The organism is Desulfoscipio gibsoniae DSM 7213, assembly GCF_000233715.2.
Lineage (GTDB): Bacteria > Bacillota > Desulfotomaculia > Desulfotomaculales > Desulfallaceae > Sporotomaculum > Sporotomaculum gibsoniae.
The window spans coordinates 1,250,359-1,267,500 of record NC_021184.1 but is presented as its reverse complement, the minus strand read 5'-3'; the positions used below and the strand labels follow the sequence as shown (position 1 = coordinate 1,267,500).

The 17,142-nt window shown below is 45.9% G+C and carries 14 protein-coding genes, 1 tRNA gene, 1 pseudogene and 1 riboswitch (1 of these 17 only partly in view); of the genes and pseudogenes, 6 read left to right on the top strand and 10 right to left on the bottom strand.

Features of this window, described 5'->3' with window-relative positions; translation table 11 throughout:
* Positions 1 to 177: riboswitch (cobalamin riboswitch) on the bottom strand (it extends 5 nt beyond the left edge of the window).
* Positions 178 to 921: 744 nt separating this feature from the next.
* A tRNA-Thr gene (locus DESGI_RS05820) sits at positions 922 to 996 on the top strand.
* A 353-nt stretch (positions 997 to 1,349) separates the two neighbouring features.
* Here the strand turns inward: DESGI_RS05820 and DESGI_RS05815 are convergent.
* Both DESGI_RS05815 and DESGI_RS05810 read right to left on the bottom strand, forming a co-directional pair.
* Positions 1,350 to 2,744, bottom strand: coding sequence for a nickel-dependent hydrogenase large subunit (locus tag DESGI_RS05815; protein WP_006523769.1), 1,395 nt, complete (start codon positions 2,742 to 2,744; stop codon positions 1,350 to 1,352).
* Positions 2,737 to 3,705: a hydrogenase small subunit gene (locus DESGI_RS05810; protein WP_006523768.1), complete on the bottom strand. Its 969-nt coding sequence runs from the start codon at positions 3,703 to 3,705 to the stop codon at positions 2,737 to 2,739. Before DESGI_RS05810 ends, DESGI_RS05815 begins: the two co-directional genes overlap by 8 nt.
* Positions 3,706 to 4,167: 462 nt before the next feature.
* Between DESGI_RS05810 and DESGI_RS05800 the strand changes: the two genes are divergently transcribed.
* On the top strand, positions 4,168 to 4,383 hold the full coding sequence (locus DESGI_RS05800) for a hypothetical protein (protein WP_006523767.1): 216 nt from the start codon (positions 4,168 to 4,170) through the stop codon (positions 4,381 to 4,383).
* 53 nt (positions 4,384 to 4,436) lie between these two features.
* Here the strand turns inward: DESGI_RS05800 and DESGI_RS05795 are convergent, their stop codons facing one another.
* From DESGI_RS05795 to DESGI_RS05780, 4 genes are all read right to left on the bottom strand, one after another.
* The gene (locus tag DESGI_RS05795) at positions 4,437 to 4,910 is read right to left on the bottom strand and encodes a small multi-drug export protein (RefSeq protein ID WP_157872888.1); all 474 of its coding nucleotides are present in this window, start codon (positions 4,908 to 4,910) and stop codon (positions 4,437 to 4,439) included.
* A gap of 85 nt (positions 4,911 to 4,995) precedes the next feature.
* Positions 4,996 to 5,427 (bottom strand): hypothetical protein, encoded by a 432-nt coding sequence (locus tag DESGI_RS05790; RefSeq protein WP_006523765.1) that lies wholly within the window; start codon positions 5,425 to 5,427, stop codon positions 4,996 to 4,998.
* The gene (locus DESGI_RS05785; protein WP_006523764.1) at positions 5,424 to 5,633 is read right to left on the bottom strand and encodes a helix-turn-helix transcriptional regulator; all 210 of its coding nucleotides are present in this window, start codon (positions 5,631 to 5,633) and stop codon (positions 5,424 to 5,426) included. Before DESGI_RS05785 ends, DESGI_RS05790 begins: the two co-directional genes overlap by 4 nt.
* 75 nt (positions 5,634 to 5,708) lie before the next feature.
* A complete protein-coding gene (locus DESGI_RS05780; RefSeq protein WP_006523763.1) occupies positions 5,709 to 7,226 on the bottom strand; it encodes an IS5 family transposase in 1,518 nt (505 codons plus the stop codon).
* Between the two features lie 312 nt (positions 7,227 to 7,538).
* Between DESGI_RS05780 and msrB the strand changes: the two genes are divergently transcribed.
* Complete coding sequence (msrB, locus tag DESGI_RS05775) at positions 7,539 to 8,513, top strand: peptide-methionine (R)-S-oxide reductase MsrB (RefSeq protein ID WP_006523762.1); 975 nt, start codon at positions 7,539 to 7,541, stop codon at positions 8,511 to 8,513.
* A 96-nt stretch (positions 8,514 to 8,609) separates the two neighbouring features.
* Here the strand turns inward: msrB and DESGI_RS05770 are convergent, their stop codons facing one another.
* Positions 8,610 to 9,779: an FG-GAP repeat domain-containing protein gene (locus DESGI_RS05770; RefSeq protein WP_006523761.1), complete on the bottom strand. Its 1,170-nt coding sequence runs from the start codon at positions 9,777 to 9,779 to the stop codon at positions 8,610 to 8,612.
* Between the two features lie 622 nt (positions 9,780 to 10,401).
* Here DESGI_RS05770 and DESGI_RS05765 point away from each other — a divergent pair.
* The 3 genes from DESGI_RS05765 to DESGI_RS05755 all read left to right on the top strand — a co-directional run bounded on the left by DESGI_RS05765 (position 10,402) and on the right by DESGI_RS05755 (position 13,890).
* Positions 10,402 to 11,310, top strand: coding sequence for a 1,4-dihydroxy-2-naphthoate polyprenyltransferase (locus DESGI_RS05765; RefSeq protein WP_006523760.1), 909 nt, complete (start codon positions 10,402 to 10,404; stop codon positions 11,308 to 11,310).
* 154 nt (positions 11,311 to 11,464) lie between these two features.
* Positions 11,465 to 11,752, top strand: coding sequence for a hypothetical protein (locus tag DESGI_RS05760; protein ID WP_006523759.1), 288 nt, complete (start codon positions 11,465 to 11,467; stop codon positions 11,750 to 11,752).
* A gap of 215 nt (positions 11,753 to 11,967) precedes the next feature.
* The gene (locus DESGI_RS05755) at positions 11,968 to 13,890 is read left to right on the top strand and encodes an ABC-F family ATP-binding cassette domain-containing protein (RefSeq protein ID WP_006523758.1); all 1,923 of its coding nucleotides are present in this window, start codon (positions 11,968 to 11,970) and stop codon (positions 13,888 to 13,890) included.
* 18 nt (positions 13,891 to 13,908) lie between these two features.
* On the opposite strand, the gene DESGI_RS05750 is transcribed toward DESGI_RS05755, so the two are convergent.
* The 3 genes and pseudogenes from DESGI_RS05750 to DESGI_RS26605 form a co-directional block, all read right to left on the bottom strand.
* Positions 13,909 to 15,513 (bottom strand): putative polysaccharide biosynthesis protein, encoded by a 1,605-nt coding sequence (locus DESGI_RS05750; protein WP_006523757.1) that lies wholly within the window; start codon positions 15,511 to 15,513, stop codon positions 13,909 to 13,911.
* A 131-nt stretch (positions 15,514 to 15,644) separates the two neighbouring features.
* Complete coding sequence (locus tag DESGI_RS05745) at positions 15,645 to 16,232, bottom strand: methylated-DNA--[protein]-cysteine S-methyltransferase (protein ID WP_006523756.1); 588 nt, start codon at positions 16,230 to 16,232, stop codon at positions 15,645 to 15,647.
* Between the two features lie 30 nt (positions 16,233 to 16,262).
* Positions 16,263 to 17,134 (bottom strand): annotated as a pseudogene (locus tag DESGI_RS26605) (DMT family transporter).
* Positions 17,135 to 17,142: the final 8 nt, after the last annotated feature.

The window sequence follows — 17,142 nt, the reverse complement described above, 5'->3', positions numbered from 1 at the left end:
TACAACTACCCGGGCAGGTTTCCTGACTCATGGGTCATCACCGTCTTTCGCCTTCCCAAAACAGCATTCTGGTGGCTTTACGAAAGCAGCTCTCCATTTACAGTGGCCGGACCGTCCAGGAATTACACCTGGTTCCCTTTTACCCTTTAATAAGGCACCCTGGGCACTATTTAAATTTTACTATGATATTATATCATTGATATTATATCATTTATAGATTAATTTTGTCCACAAATAGTTCTAACTCCCCCAGTAAGAAACCCTTTTCCTCAAGGAAAAGGGTTTCTATGTTATAAGCCCGTAATGACCTGCGCTACAACCATCATGAGTATCTACACAGCCCATGACAACCTTTCGGCTGCCATGAACCATTACGACACCCATAATGATCTTTGCTCGACTATTATGGATACCTAATGAGCCTGCAGCAATCTCTCGACTACTGCAAACCCAAACAATCAACACGCGGGTAGGGCAATTGATATCGGCACCCATAATAATCTTAGCTCGACCGGTAAACATCCCTTACGACCATATGACAATCGTTTTAGACTGCCATACAGCCTGCCGGAACACTTACCAATCTGCCCGCCGGCTAATATCGAGCCGACCAGACCCGGTATTAACCTTTGGCCGACTGTTACAAAGCCCTTAAGACCTTGCAACAATCTTGGCTCGGCCATTACGAACCTTACGTTAATATTATGACTGTTAAATAAAAAATTATTTGTGTTAAATAATACCATTTTTAATATCCGCAAACGAGGTCATCAAATACGCTATTCAAACTTTATCTTACTAAAAATTAGTGATAAATTTAGCCAGACAAATAATTTCACGCTGGTGAATTAGACTTCAAGGCAAGAGGTGGTTGACATTCAGGCCTAAAAAAGGTATCATAAGCTTTGCATTAATTAATCTGCCGGCGTGGCTCAGGGGTAGAGCAGCGCACTCGTAATGCGCAGGTCGTCGGTTCAAATCCGACCGTCGGCTCCAGTAAATGCAGTAATGGCAAGGCTTCCGAGATTGGGAGACCTTGCCATTAGTCTTTAATATGCGCGTATTGGTCACGGATTGGTCACGCGCCATATATTTACAATTATTGCGCTTCTTCGCTCAAGAGCTGTTCTAGCTTGTTTGCTGCCTCCCGTTGCATCCCCGGAGTTACGTGAGAATAGATATCCAATGTTGTACTATGGCTTAATCGTTCAGACACTCACCTTAACATTCATATTCTCAGCAAAGTTTTCATCCAGCGCCCCAAGTTTGCAAGGGATTTCGTTTATGGCTCCATCTCCAAGGTCCTTCCATCTTCCCGAATTCTGAACATCAATGCGGTTTCTAATTTGTCAAATCATCAATTCTTGTTTTACGTTTCCTTTTAGATCTAAAACATGTGTGCCGCAGTTTAAGCAAGGGTCAAAGGAACGAACGGTGCGACCCAGTATGGTGTAGGTTAAATCTGGGCGGGGGATCTCTGTTCCAATAAGTGCGCTTTCAACCGGGCTGTACTGGCCATATGCATCCCTGGGTGAAAAATTCCAACAGGTAGGGGTTATTATATTATATTTGACTACTTGATCATCCTGAATGATAGCGCTGTGCAGGAGACAACCCCGCATGGAATCAACAACTGATGTTGCCTGTGTCTTAATAGGTGTATCTTTTTGTGCTAATGGAGGAGGGCCCGGCTGTAGTCTCATCAGCCAATCACGCATTAATTCAGTAATGAGCAGTGTTTCGATAGTCCGGGCATAGATCCGGTCCATCGTTGAAGTGCCCCCGTTGTAGCGACCGTTGATGATCATCCGGGCCAGCGGCCCCACTTGAAAGTACTGCCCGGCATATTTTGCCGCAATCACATAAGAATAAGCTCTGGCCTTATGGGGGTCAGGCTGTAAATCACCGTTATTCATTGCAAACCAGGAGTTTGTAATACTTTCGCTGATTAAATCCAATCTGGGTAATGATAAATTATTTCCTTCCAGTACCCCGCCTTTAAAATAGTAAACCTCGTTTTTGAGGCCGAATCTGAATAGTCCGAAGGAAAGCAGGCGCCTGGGCGTAATTCCTATTTTAAAGTAGTCGTGGTATACTTTAGCTATTAATTCGGTATCAGGCACCAGGCAGCTTTTAACGAAATTGCAGATTGCATCCAGCAAAAACACAGCCCGGTTGACATTGTCTGCCGTTGGGGCAACCGTTACACCACCATGCAGAAAACTGTGCTGGTGCGGGGCCTTGCCGCCGAACAGCGCAACGATCTCATGGGCCCTTTGGGCGGCCTTAATCGCCTCAAAATAGTGGCCAACTAATCTTTGATTATCCTCCGGGTTTAACCGGGCGTCGGTGAGGTTTTGCCCTTGAAACGGAGGCCGTTCCGGCATTTTCACAAAGTCAGGCATACTAAATAAATAAAAATGCCTTATGTGGTTCTGCAGGAATTCAGCGGCATACATAACATTACGCAGATACTGGGCGTTTTCGGAAAGGTTGTTGTCATAGATCTCATCCAGCAAATAGCTGGCTACTGCGCCGTGGGCCAGTGAACAAATACCGCATACCCTTTGGGTTAAATACACTGCGTCAGTGACTTTCCTGTCCCGCATGAGCTGCTCAAAGCCCCTGAACATGGTACTGCTGGCTTTAGCATCAATAATTTTACCCTTTTCCAGTACGGCATCTACTGACAACAGGCCGCTTAACCGGGTAACAGGGCTGAACATTACCCGCTGTTTACTCATCACTTAACTCCTTTCCCTTGAACAATACTTGAGGTGCCCGGCTGCTTACCTTTTCGTTTAATGGCATAAAAAACGGTGTAGAGGCGTCGGGAAAATCTTCATTTGTGCAGCCAATACAGGGTGTATTTGCCTTTACCGGCCAGCTGACGTAATTAACCCACTGCCTGTAAGGGCAGTCAGCGTTGGTTCTAGGCCCGACACAGCCCTGGGAAAACATGCATTCAATATCTCCCAGTTTTTCCGCGAAGTCTTTATTGTCAAAATATGAGCGGCGCTGGCAGTGCCGGTGGATAGTGTACTCGTAAAATAAATTCGGCCTGTTTAATTTGTCCAGCTCAGGCAGGCCGTACATCAAAAGGTGGGCCAAGGTTCCCACAAACCAGTCGGGATTTACGGGACAGCCGCTGACGTTAATAACTTTTCTGGAAGACAGCACATCCCTGACACCAACACTTCCTGTGATATTGGGCCGGGCAGCTGTTACTCCTCCAAAACTGGCGCAGGTGCCGATGGCCACCACGTATTGGGCTTGATTTCCCAGGGTTGTTACTGCTTCAAGCGCGGTGACGGGCCTGTTTGGAGTCAGGGCGATAGAGCAAAATAAGCCGTTACTGTTTAAGGGGATGGCGCCCTCAACAACGAGCGTAAACCTGCTTCGGTACAGCGAAGAAACTTGATTTAAAATGTTAAGCGCATCCGGACCCTGGGCAGCCATAAAGGTATTACTGTAAAGCAGATCAATCATATCGGATAAAACCTGGCCCAGATAAGGGAAGGTTGTATTCATAAAGGAAATGTTGTTATCCCCGCTGTCGTTTGTCTCGAGCCATATTACAGGCAACTTGCTTTTATTGTTTTTTAACATCTGCTTTTTAACAATAGGTAATATAGCCCGGGTAAGCTCGTGCTCTTTACTTTGAGCTAAACTGCGGCAAAGTTCGCTAAATTTTTCTTTTTTCATAAGTAACTCCCCCGAAAAAAATATTTATTAATATAAATATGTTCTGGGCAGTTATAAAAAGTTCAAAAAACAAGCTTATCGCATAAGCTATATTATGAAAAATTTGCAATATCAGGTCCTGGTGCTGGGTTTAGGTAATTTAATTATGTCAGATGATGGCCTGGGTGTTTAGCGGTTAATAAACTTAAAAGCAAAAATGGTTGCCAGGGACAGCCATATTAGAGGTGGGAACTTCTATAATCATTTACCTGGAGGAAATAAGCCATGCTCAAAATATTATTATTGTAGATGCAGTCAGCTTTGGTTACCTCCAGGAAGGATCTACCGGTTTACGCGTTCGAGTAGCATCTATTGAAAAAATGCTTCGGGAGGTTGAATGAAGTTATATCACAGAAGAATCATCGATAATCTAGCGTTTATAATTAATCAAATCAAAAATTATAGAGGTAAAGGAGTAACAAAATGGATCTTTTTATTGGTGGATTAACTATAATCGTTGTGCTTCTAGTTATAACCGGTCTTACTCTGCTTATCGATAAATTTAGGGAAAATAAATTAAAAATAAAGCAAAAGAATTGGTGGCTCATCACCCATATAATCTTTATGTTCTTTGGAGTCTGTATAAGTTCGTCACTAAAGAATAAAACACAAGAACAATGCTGTGCAATGATTCTTTAGCTTGAGTAGGGTTATTAAGTATGCACTTAATAAAATTGAACGTTACACATATATTACTGGAACAGGCGAATAAAAAAACCATTTTCCTCCACATTCGGGATTAAAAAAGTCACCCCATAACTGGCCGCAACAGCGGATACAATTGTCCATAATCCTAAACTAACAAGCATCCAACCGGATACCGATCGTCTTTTTGACCCAAAGCTCATTCCCATAAAGGCGGTAATGTGGGAACCTACGATAATCGGACCTAAAATCATCAATCCAGGTAAACCATATTTGTTAAAAAGAACCCTTGCCCGTTTTTCCTTTTTCGAACCCTGTTCCGCTATAGCTTCTTCACTGCTCTTATACTCTTCTCCAATGTGCTCTGTTACTTCCTTACGTTTCTTTTTTCTTGCCTTCATCCATACTTTTACCCTATCAACAAAAACAATTAAAAGAATAACTGTCAATGCATTTCCTAAAAACCCCATTATACTTACAGGCACCGGCGGCAATCCTCCAATTATAGCCAATGGCACCACAGTGACCAGTTCAAGTAAAGGGATGGCAGCTAATATAAAAACTAATAAATAAGACACCAAAGTTTCATCACCTCTTTGGGTTGATTTAATCGTTCAATTTCTTAATTTCCGACCAATAAGTAAAGTACTGGCCCAGCCCTAATGCTACCAGTAAAAATACAGGCATCCATTCAATTTCTCTAAAAACAATAATGAGTCCAATCGAAATGGGAATGGCAAAATAATAATAAATATATACTTTTCTGCATGCACGATACGTAAAGTATTGATGTCCCTCGTCTTCCTCCTTAAGCTCATAAGGGATATAAGTAAAAATAGGAATTTTTCTGGTCGGATATTTATAGTTGTAGTACAACATCAATCCAAAATAAGTTACTGTAAACAAAGCAAAACCAATTACGATAAATAGAAAAGGATATCCGCGTCTTTCAGTTACTATACCAAATGCATATATAAGACCCATCCCTACTAAAAATAAGCACATCGTAAATGGCGAACGCAAAAACCGTTCAATCATTGTTTTTCCTCCTCATCCAGCCAAAAAACTTCTTCTAAAGGTACTTGAAATGCTTTCGAAATTTTGAGTGCCAAAGCGACAGATGGTGCATAGTCTCCTTTTTCAATCATACCAATGGTTTGGCGAGTTACCCCTACCAATTTTCCTAATTCAGACTGGTTAAAATTATGTCTTGCCCTTAATTCTTTTACCCGGTTTTGCAACATATAAGGCAACCCCTTTGCAAAAGTGACTACCCATAATGTAAGGTTTAATTAGGGATTGCTGAACCGATCCTTATTTCAACTAAAACACAATAATGATAGTCTCCCCGGTGCCAGATTAGATTGAAATAGATGTCGCAGAAAATAGAACAAAAGAACACGGAGTCTATGCTCCAAGTTCATCACCAGGAACTGCAGACAGATTACGCTTTCTGCGGTCTCTTTCAAGCGTGCCATAATACGACCCAAACCATAGTGCCGCTTGGCTTCGCCGAATTTTCCCTCTACAGCATTACGTTCGCTAGCGTCCTGCCGTTCCAAGCGATTCTGTTCTTTCTGTAGCATTTTATCAACCAGTGGTCTCCCTAGCCTTGGCCCACTGAGTCGTATGCCACATTCTTCGCAGTAACGCAAGTTTCCCCTATTTCGGTATATCTTGTCGGCTAGGACGGCTTCAGGGTAGTACCCGTACTTTTGGCGGTAACATTCCACTGATTCAATTAAGGTTATCCCTTCATTGAAGGCGTCCCAACTCAGCGTTTCCATATACGCGTAGCCGTCTACAATGCTAATGGCGACTTTGGCACCGAACTCGGTATCGGCAGTGACTTTACCCCGAACAATGGGACGCACATGCGGCTGGCTGATGCTGACAATACGATCATTTATCTTGTGAGTGCGGTGTGTATACATGTAGAGTTGCTGTTCGTAGACCATACGTATGGTGCGCAATGTTTCCTGATATTTCCGACTTAGGCCATGATTATCACCGGCTATAGCAAGCAGATGGTCCACAGCACGCAGATTACGACTCACAAAGCGCAACTGTTTACCGACGGCTTTTCGGATAGCTTTCTTACCAGGTTTTCTGTTGTGAACAATGTTTAGGTAGGCTTTACGAGCTATTTGTCGATAAGTACGCGGTCTTCTGCCGGGCTTACCAAGAGTCTTGTGCACGAGGTCAATAATGTTATCCAACTTTTCCCTGGCTTCGTTAAGCAAGGATAGGTCCGTAGGGTAGCGTATGTCTGCCGGGGCACAGGTGGCATCCAGGATAAGTTTGCCTTTATTTGCCGGATATACCTCAAAGGAAGAAGCTTTCCTTTCTGGTTTGTCGGGTTCCTCGGATCTCGTTTTATTGCCACCTGAGGGCAGTTCGGGCTTGTTGTCATCGTCATTCTTTTTATCTTCCGCTTTTTTGGCAGCACGGCAGATTTCTTCGTTGATATCTTTTAATGTTTCAGAGCCAAAACGCTTACGAAAATGAACCATTAGGGAAGGGTCAAATGGTGGCCGATCTTGATATTCTCTTAGACCGATGAAAAATTGCAAGTACGGATTCTCAGTGATCTGCTCCACTGTTTCACGGTCGCTGTAGCCACATTTCTCTTTAATGATTAAAGCACCAAGGGCCATTCTGACGGGTTTAGCCAACTGTCCACGGTTGCTGGGAAAAAGATTGGCATAGCGTTCTTCAATGCTTTCCCAGGGGATAATTTTAGCCAGTTTTACCCAGCGGTTATCAGCTCTCAATTTGCCTTCAAATGGTAGTATAAATTCTTCAAGATAATATTGGTTTTCCACTTTACGGAACATTTTTTTGCCTCCAGGTGCACGGTTTTTGCAATCTTTACCGCAATTTCCATGCATCTAATTTCGACAAATATGCTCCTAAATCCTTGATTTTATTAGGTTTTTGTTCAATTCAGCAAGCCCTAATTAACATTTTGTCAACTATATTTGTCACAATGTTAATGTTTTTTCCCACCGGATGAGTACTTAGGGCTACTTACCAATTTCCAAACAACCTGAAAACTCAAAGGTAACATTTTAAGGCACCAGGGATAGGCATAAAAAATCACATATCGTCGCAGTATTATGTTAATAAAAACAGGTGGGGTGATTTAATTGGTCAATATAGAAAAAGAAAAACAACGTTTGGAACTGGCCACCTTCGCGGGCGGCTGTTTTTGGTGCCTGGTGGCCCCTTTTCAGCAAATACCGGGAGTTGTAAAGGTAGTTTCCGGTTATACAGGTGGGCATAAAGAATCTCCCACATACGAAGAAGTCTGCTCAAATACAACGGGACATTATGAGGCTGTACAAATAGCTTTCAATCCTGACTTGTGCTCATATGAAAAATTACTGGATACTTACTGGCGCCAAATCGACCCAACCGATCCAGGGGGCCAATTTGCCGACCGTGGCACATCTTACCAAACCGCAATTTTCTATCATAGCTTGACACAAAAGCAAAAGGCCGAAGCATCTAAAAGGGCAATTGAAGAAAGCGGCCATTTTGAACTGCCAATTGCCACGCAAATAATCAAGGCCTCCCGCTTTTATCCCGCCGAAGAATACCATCAAAACTACCATCAAAAGAACCCTGTGCACTACGGCATTTATCGCAGGGGCTCAGGACGTGAAAGCTTTATACAAAAGCACTGGGATAAAAACACAGACCGGGAATTACTTAAGGAAAGGCTAAGTAAAATTCAATATGAGGTAACCCAGTGCAACGCCACCGAGCCACCTTTCAACAATGAATACTGGGATAATAAGCAAGATGGCATATATGTGGATGTCGTTTCCGGCGAGCCACTGTTTAGTTCCCTTGATAAGTACGATTCGGGGTGCGGGTGGCCCAGTTTCACCAAGCCGCTCCATTTTGACAATATAAAAGAGCATCTAGACAAAAGCCATAACATGACCCGCACAGAGGTTAGAAGCAAAGATGCCGACTCCCATCTGGGCCATGTATTTGATGACGGCCCGGCCCCAACGGGTTTACGTTATTGCATCAACTCGGCATCATTACGATTTATTCCTAAGGAAGATTTAGATAAAGAAGGCTATAAAGATTACCTCAGTCTTTTTGAATAAAAAAATATAAAGAGCACCCCTCTTATCTTAAGATGGAGTGCCTTATAGAAATTCATTATACGCTGTCTGGTTGTCATTAGTTTAAAAGGTGCCTTCTTATTTCCTGGTAGCTGAGTTAGTAGTGTTATTACAACCGTACACTTCCTGCAGCAAGACAGAGACATTGTTAGAATCAGCATTTGCCGTGGCCAGTCCATACTTGCCGCCACCTTCAAAGTCCGCCGCGGTGATGCCAAAAGGAAAATCCCCCACCGGGAAGATAGTGACCACCCTAAAATCACCTTTTCCATTACCCCGCAGGATTGATACATCTGAGTCGCTGGAGTTAGCTACCGCCAGGTCCACGTTGCTGTCATTGTCAAAGTCTGCTGCGGTCATACCTATAGGCCCATCGCCCACCAGAAAAGGAGAGCGGGCAGCTGAAGCAAAATTGCCGTTACCGTCGCCCAGCAGTACGGAAACGGTATTATCATTAATATTTGTTACCGCCAGGTCGACATTATTATCATTATCAAAGTCCGCCGAAGTGATGCTAAAGGGACCAATCCCCGCCGCGAAAGGAGAGCCGGCGACCGGAGCAAAATTGCCCGTACCGTTGCCCAGCAGTACGGAAACGTTATTATCAAGATTATTTGCCGTAGCCAAATCCACATTACCGTCGTTGTCAAAGTCCGCCGCAGTGATGCTAAAAGGAGAATGTCCCACCGGAAAGTCGGTAGCCGCCCCGAAACTGCCGTCTCCGTTACCAAGAAGAATGGAAACATTGTCACTCAGGCCTGTTACCGCAAGATCCACATTGTTGTCATTATTAAAGTCCGCCGCGGTAATGCCTATGGGAAGAGCCCCAGCAGGAAAGTTAGTGACCGATCCGAAACTGCCGGTGCCGTCACCCAACAAAATGGAGACATTATCATTTAGGGTATTTATCACTGCCAGGTCCACGCTGCCATCGTTATTAAAATCTGCCGCGCTGATGCCACGGGGGTAACTCCCCACCAGAAAGTTAGTGGCCTCACCGAAGGTGCCATCTCCATTACCCAACAGGATTGATATATCATCGTCCAACAAGTTTGTCGTCGCCAGATCCACGTCACCGTCATTGTTAAAGTCCGCCGCAGCGATGCCGTTAGGATTGTTTCCCACCGGGTAGTTCACCGCCGGCTGGAGGCACACGCCGGCAAATGCTGCATACATCCCTACAAAAAGGGACAACACGAATAGCAATACTAAAGACAGGCTTAACTTATTTAATTTTTTCACCTGCATACGTTACTGCCCCCCTTTGAAATAAAAGTCCAGCAAATAAAAAAATGCTCAGATTAAAGCCCCCCTTTACCAATGATTGTGCCAAATCAAGATAGATTGTGGCAATCCATATCTATCCAATCTTATTACGTTTTTCCCATATTATTCATTTAGCAGCTGATAAGTTACTGAACAATAGATACTGCGCTTAATTTAACATTTAGTAAACATGCCGCATTATAAAACCTTTATATCGTTTATTTATCCACAAGCGAACTTTTTAACACCTGGTACGTCTTAATTTTAAGCGATCATAAGGCTTAAAAATAAAAAAATGCCCGGCTGTAACCAACAGTTGCCCTGGCGTTTAAAGTTAGGATGGTGTTTTTATGCGAAAGTTATTGTTAGCGATAGCTGTACTGTTTTATCCATCAGCGTCCCTGCAAAAGTGTTATAATTAGATAACGTTGATAATTGGAGAGGCAAGCTATGGAATTAGATGTGAAATAAAACCTTTTGCTCCACCCTTTGATCACAGGTACTATTACAGCATTGGGTGGATGGAGGGTAAAACTGCCAGTAGTAATCGGCACCATGCTGATGATTGTTTTTCTTCATTTTCATAAACCGAAAGGCAAAACCAATGAAAAAACAGCCAAAAAAGGCAAACTGGCAGGTATGGTGGAGGCTGTTACGCCCCCATACTCTGACAGCCGCCTTTGTTCCTGTCTCAGTAGGTACAGCACTGGCTCTTAAAGCCGGACAAGTTAATATTCCACTGTTTTTGGTCATGCTGTTAGCGTCGCTGCTCATTCAGTCAGCCACTAATATGTTTAATGAATACTATGATTATGTAAAGGGATTGGACACTCCGGAATCTGTAGGCATAGGCGGTACCATTGTCCGTGACGGCGTTCAAGCGTCTACGGTATTGTATATTGCGATAGCCTTTTACGCCCTGTCCATTATCGCGGGGATCTACATTTGCGCCGCAAGCAGTTGGTGGCTTGCAGCTGTGGGTCTTGTTTGCATGGCTGCCGGTTACCTTTATACCGGCGGGCCTTACCCAATTGCCTATTCTCCCCTGGGGGAACTTCTATCCGGAATTTTAATGGGTACGACCATTATCCTTATTTCTTTCTTTATCCAAACCAATACGATAAGTTTGGAGAGTGTGCTGGTTTCTGTTCCTATTGCTGTACTTATCGGAAGTATTTTGTTATCAAACAATATCCGGGACCTTGACGGTGACCGGGCTAAAGGCCGCCGCACTATACCCATACTGCTTGGTAGAAGTAATGCAATTACACTTCTCGCAGCTTTATTTACCTTCTCCTATCTCTGGATTACCGGGCTGGTGCTCTTGAGCATAATTTCACCGTGGGCCTTACTGGCTCTGGTCAGTATTACCAAAGCCCGACAAGCCGTTAGCGGCTTTCGTGGCAAAAGCCGCGCGGTGGAAATGATGCCGGCCATGCAAGCGACCGCCCAGACCAATACTATTTTCGGGCTTTTATTGGCAGTCGGGCTAACTATGTGCTGCTGGTTTTGAGATCCTACAATTAAAAATTCGAAACGTTTAACAGCATACCGCCAATAGACACCGGTTATAAACAACGGCCAGTATTTTGGATACACATTGAAGTGGTTCATAATTATCGGTTATGATAGATAGAGAAATATGTTTACCAAGGGAGCGATTGATTATGGAATGGATAACTTTACAGTCTTTGTTTGATACTAAGGAAAAAGCGTTAAAAACAGCCAATATTGTAGCTACTACAGAATCTAGATTAGCCAGTGACCCGCGTGGTCCTCAATATGAAGTAGAGACCAGGATTGAACAAGTGGAGGACAAGTGGCAGGTGTCCTGGCGCAAGGTATTTGTCGGCTTCAAATCCGGCTGTAACGGTGGCTGTCAATCCTGCCCAACAAAAGCACCCAGGCCCACCAATGGAGGCAAGGTTATACCTTTTAGAAAGCCCACTGTTTAGAAACCGGCGATAAGGCAGCCCGCATTATAAGTATTATTACAATGGTAATATTCAAAAATCGCTTTAAAATACCGGCAGTTGTTACCAGGTAATTTCAATAGTAGATGATACTATCAATTATTTAGCCTGTCTGTTTAAGTTCCTAATTCGGACAGGCTATATTAATTACCCCCGCACAAGCCTTGTTATGCAATAATCATTAGAAAGGATGCAAGATGAGTTTATTAACCGCTGAAAATATCTCCAAAAGCTATAGTGATAAAAAACTGCTCAATCATATTAATCTTAGTATCAGCGAAGGTGACAAGCTGGGTTTAATCGGTATTAACGGTACCGGTAAATCCACGCTGCTTAAAATTATTGCCGGGGTGGAGAAAGCGGACGAAGGACAGGTGACCAAAGGAAGTGCGATGCAAATAGCTTACCTGTCCCAAAATCCCGATTTTGACGCCCGGGCTACTGTACTGGAGCAGGTCTTCAAAGGTGATAGCCCTTTAATGAAGTTAATCAGGGAATACACAACAGCCCTGGGTAACCCGGGCACTTCAGATGAGCAGGTTTTGAAATTAACCCGCGACATGGATGCTTTAAACGCCTGGAACCTGGAAAGTGAAGCGCAGTCCATCCTGACCAGGCTGGGCATAAGTGATTATAATGCTCCCATAGACACCTTATCCGGCGGGCGGAAAAAAAGGGTCGCGCTGGCGGCAGCGCTGTTAAACCCTGCGGATTTACTTGTTTTAGATGAACCAACCAACCATCTGGACAATGAGGCCATTAATTGGCTGGAACAATATCTGAATAAAAGAAAAGGCTCCCTGCTGATGATTACCCATGACCGGTATTTCTTGGACCGGGTGGTGAACCAGATTATTGAACTGGACAAAGGCAGTCTTTACCTGTACAAAGGCAACTACAGCTATTATTTGGAGAAAAAGATTGAACGGGAAGAAATGGAGCAGGCCACCGAGCGCAAAAGACAGCGGTTGCTTAAAAAAGAACTGGCCTGGCTCAAAAAGGGAGCCAAAGCCAGAACCACCAAGCAAAAAGCTAGAATAGACCGCTACCACAGGCTAAACGCTCAGACCGCCGGCCAAAGGGATGAGAAGCTGCAAATATCAGTGGCCTCCAGCCGTCTGGGCAAGAAAACTATTGAGCTGGAGCAGGTTTGTAAATCCTTTGCCGGCACCAGGGTAATAGATAATTTTAGCTTTAAGCTAGCAAGGAATGACCGGGTAGGTATCATTGGTCCCAACGGCAGCGGCAAGTCAACTCTATTAAACATTATTTACGGCATCGTGCAGCCGGACAGCGGCACGGCAGACATAGGGGAAACGGTTAAAATGGGGCTGTACTCCCAGGAAATTCAGCATATCGACGGCAGTTTAAGAGTTATCGAATATATTAAAGAAGGGGCGGAGTTTTTAAGCACAAGCGAGGGACATAAAATAAGCGCATCACAAATGCTGGAAAGGTTTTTATTTCCCCCCACCCTGCAATGGAGTCTGATTGAAAAGCTTTCCGGCGGGGAAAAAAGAAGGCTGCATTTACTCAGAGTGCTAATGGAAGCGCCCAATATACTGCTGTTGGACGAACCTACCAATGACCTGGATATATCAACGCTGGCCATTTTGGAAGATTACCTCGACGACTTTAACGGGGCGGTGATAGCTGTTTCCCACGACAGGTATTTTTTGGACCGCATGGCGGAAAAGATTTTATCCTTTGAGGGAAACGGACATATTGGGCAATACACCGGCAACTATTCGGATTACCAGGCTAAATGCAGCGATCAGACCGTGGATCAAGCAAAAAATAATGTTATAGATAATGTTGTTTCCTCAAAACAGCGGAAGAATCAGCGGGATAATCAAAAGGGAAGAAAAAAGACAAAGCCGCTTAAATTTACTTATCATGAACAAAAGGAATATGCTGAAATAGATGATATCATCGCCGGACTGGAAGATAAAATAAAGCTGTTGCAAATTCAAATTAACGAGGCCGCCATCGATTACGTTCTTTTACAGCAGTTAGTAACCGAAAAGGATGAATTGGAAAGACAGCTCAAAGAGAAATTGGAAAGATGGGTTTACCTAAATGAGCTGGCTGAAAAAATAGCCAAAGAGGGCTTGCCTTGATTAAACTGCACATCTCAACTAACCCCGCCCTATCCTTTCCAAAAAAGCGGCTATCCGCCCACCGCCGGGTAGGCGGCGCACATCTTCGGCCCGCACACCGCCCAGCACCAAAAGGGCTGCGGGGTAAAGCACCGCACCGGCCGTTACGGCCAGCAGGGTGGGCCAGGTATTGCCGCCCATTTCCAGCTCAGCCACCCGAAAAGTGGCCAGCACACCAGCGGACATCATCAGCGTAGCGGGCACGGACCGGGACAGCGTCTCCCACAGGTTAAACCGTATACCCGCCAGACGCGACAGCACTGTTACATTGAGCAGCGAGGAAACTAAAAAGATAACCACGGTGCCATAGGCGGCGGCCCGGATACCCAGGGTAGGTGTTAGGTAGTAGGTAATGGCGATTTTAAATACAATGCCCAGCACCAGGTTGCGCACGGGCACTATAGCTTTGCCCATGCCCTGCAGCGCCCCCGCCGTAACCAAATGCACCGACCAAAATATTACCACGGCGGACAGAGCGGCCAAGGGTACCCCGGCCTCCGCTTCGGCAAACAACAACTGGGTTAACTGTGGGGCCAGTAAATATAAGCCGACCGCCGACGGCAGGGCGAACAGCACAGCCAGCCGCACCGCCTGGGCCAGTTGGGAACGGATACGCTCCATATTTTGCTTGGCAAAGGCTTCCGCCACTGCGGGCACCAGACTGGCACCCAGTGAAACAGCCAAGGCGATGGAGATATTGACAAAAGCCATAGCCATCTGGTTAAATTGCCCGAAAAAGGCAACAGACTGCTGGTGGCTGAAGCCCGCCAGCTGCAGCCGGTCGATGATCAGCCATTGGTCGATGAGGTGGGTAATGGACATGGCCACCGCAGCAAATGATACCGGTATCGCCACGCTAAATATACGCCTGAGCAGGGACAGCGTTCCCTCCCTGATCCCGGACAAATCCTGTTCGGCCAGCTCCAGCATTTCCCGTCGCTGCCAGCGATATAGAAAAATCAGCATCAGTGTGGCTCCCACCGCCCCGGGCACAGCACCCAGATTGGCCCCGGCGGCGGCGACGGACAAGCCCCGTGGCAGCAGCAGGTAACTGAACAGTAAAGTAGCCCCCACCAGCATTACCTGGTCGGCCAATTGCGAGTAAGCTACGGCCCGCATATTTTGCAGTCCCTGAAAAAGGCCCCTGTAAGCAGCGGTAACGGCGGCAAAAAATATCACCGGGGCAATGGCCCGCATGCCCAAGTAGGCCTCGGGTATGCGCACCAGGCCTTGTTCAATCAACCAGCCCGCGCCGAAAAACAGCAGCAGTGAAAAAGCAACGCCCAGCACCAGCATGGCGGCCCGGGCCACCCGAAAGGTACGCAGTGCGTCGCGGTAGTGACCCATTGCCATTTTTTCGGATACTATACTGGCCACGGCCACCGGTATGCCTGCCGACGAAAGGGTAAAAAAAAGCAGGTAAATCTGATTGGGCACAGCGTAGATACCCAACCCCTCGTCCCCCAGTAAACGGCCCAGAGGGATGCGGTAAACCGCGCCTAAAATTCTAATAATCATCCATGAAACGGTCAGAGTCAGAGCACCTTGCAGCACTGTTTGTTTGTTTAACAAATTTTTGGCCATTTTTTTTCTCCATTGCATCACATTAACTCAAAGATATAAAGTCAGCTTATTTGAACTTGTGTGCACTAGCTTATAATTGCTTTTATAATATTATTAGAACATTGTTCATTAATCTTCCCGCAATGCTTGGTCTAAAATAGCCGGTATTTACCACCGGGGCCGGGGTTAATCCCTTCGACAGTCAGCAAGCGCACCTTCCACGCAAGACCGCTACCAAAACCACCGAGAGTGCCATCACTGCGGATCACCCGGTGGCAGGGCACAACCAGCAAAATGTGGTTGGCACCCAAGGCACCGCCTACCGCCCGGCTTGCTCGTGGACAATTGATCTGAGCAGCCACCTGTCCATAGGATAGCAGTTCCCCCCGCCGGATACCCTGCACCACCTGCAACACTCTTTGCTGAAAGGGCGTAAAAACTGTCCAGTCCACAGGAAAATCAAGCCGCTCCGGTTCCCCACTGAAATACCGATTCAGCGCTTGGGCCAGCCCGGCCAACACATGACCGGGCTCCGGCGGCACCACCGAACATCCCTCCTGCACCCCCAACTGAGTAAGACTGCGCACACACTCCTCTACGCTGGCTTGTGGTAGCGTCAACGCCACCAACCCGGTTTCGCTGCGAGCGGCCCCAACCCAACCGGCTGCCGTAGCAATCGTCCAAATTAAGGGATCAGGCTTCAACCTTCTTGAACCAACCTCTTTATCTATATATGCCAATATATTTACACCTTCATACACATAACTGAATTAACTATCCAATCGGGCAGTTGATTTAATAAATATCACCAAACCGGTAATAATAATTAATCCGCCCGTAACCTGCAGCAGAGTGGGCACCTGATGGAATATAAAGTAGGCCAGTATGGTGGCCCCAACCGATTCACCCAGTATGCTTACCGATACCACCGCCGCCTTAACATAACGCAGCGCCCAGTTAAACACGGTATGTCCCATAATAGTAGGTACCGCGGCTAGCAGCAAAAACATCAGCCAAGTGCCGGGCGAATAGGGAACCAGGGGCAGTTGATATATCACTGCAGCTAGAAATAGGGTAATCATAGAGGACCCGTAAACCATAATTATGTAAGGCAGCAGAGACAAGCGCTCCCTGATCCCCCTGCCCACCAGCATATATCCCGCCACAAAAATTGCCCCCAAGAAGGCCAAAAAGTCACCCCACAGGGCCTGTCCCCCCACCTGAAAGTCGCTGATTCCCACCAACACACTGCCGAAAAGCGCTATAGCAGCACCCAGCAGGTTATCCTTTCTTTATAAAACAGGTAGCCGCCCGCAATAACGAAAAGGGGCTGCATAGTCACCAGCACAGTGGAACTGGCTATGGAAGTGTAGTTGAGCGACGTTACCCACGTAGCAAAATGCAGGGACAGCATAATGCCCGCGCCACAGGCCAGCAGAACGTCCCGCAGGGTCACAGCCCGCAGCTCACGCCGCCCCGTAACCAGGGTCACCGGTGCCAGCAGCAGCACGGTGAACGCCATCCGATAAAAAGCAATAATCAGCGGCGGTGCCTCGGCCGCCTTAGTAAATATGGAAGAAAAAGCTGCGGCAAGCACACCCAGCAATACCGCCAGGTATGGATTAATGATCGGTTGTGACATTTGTTATG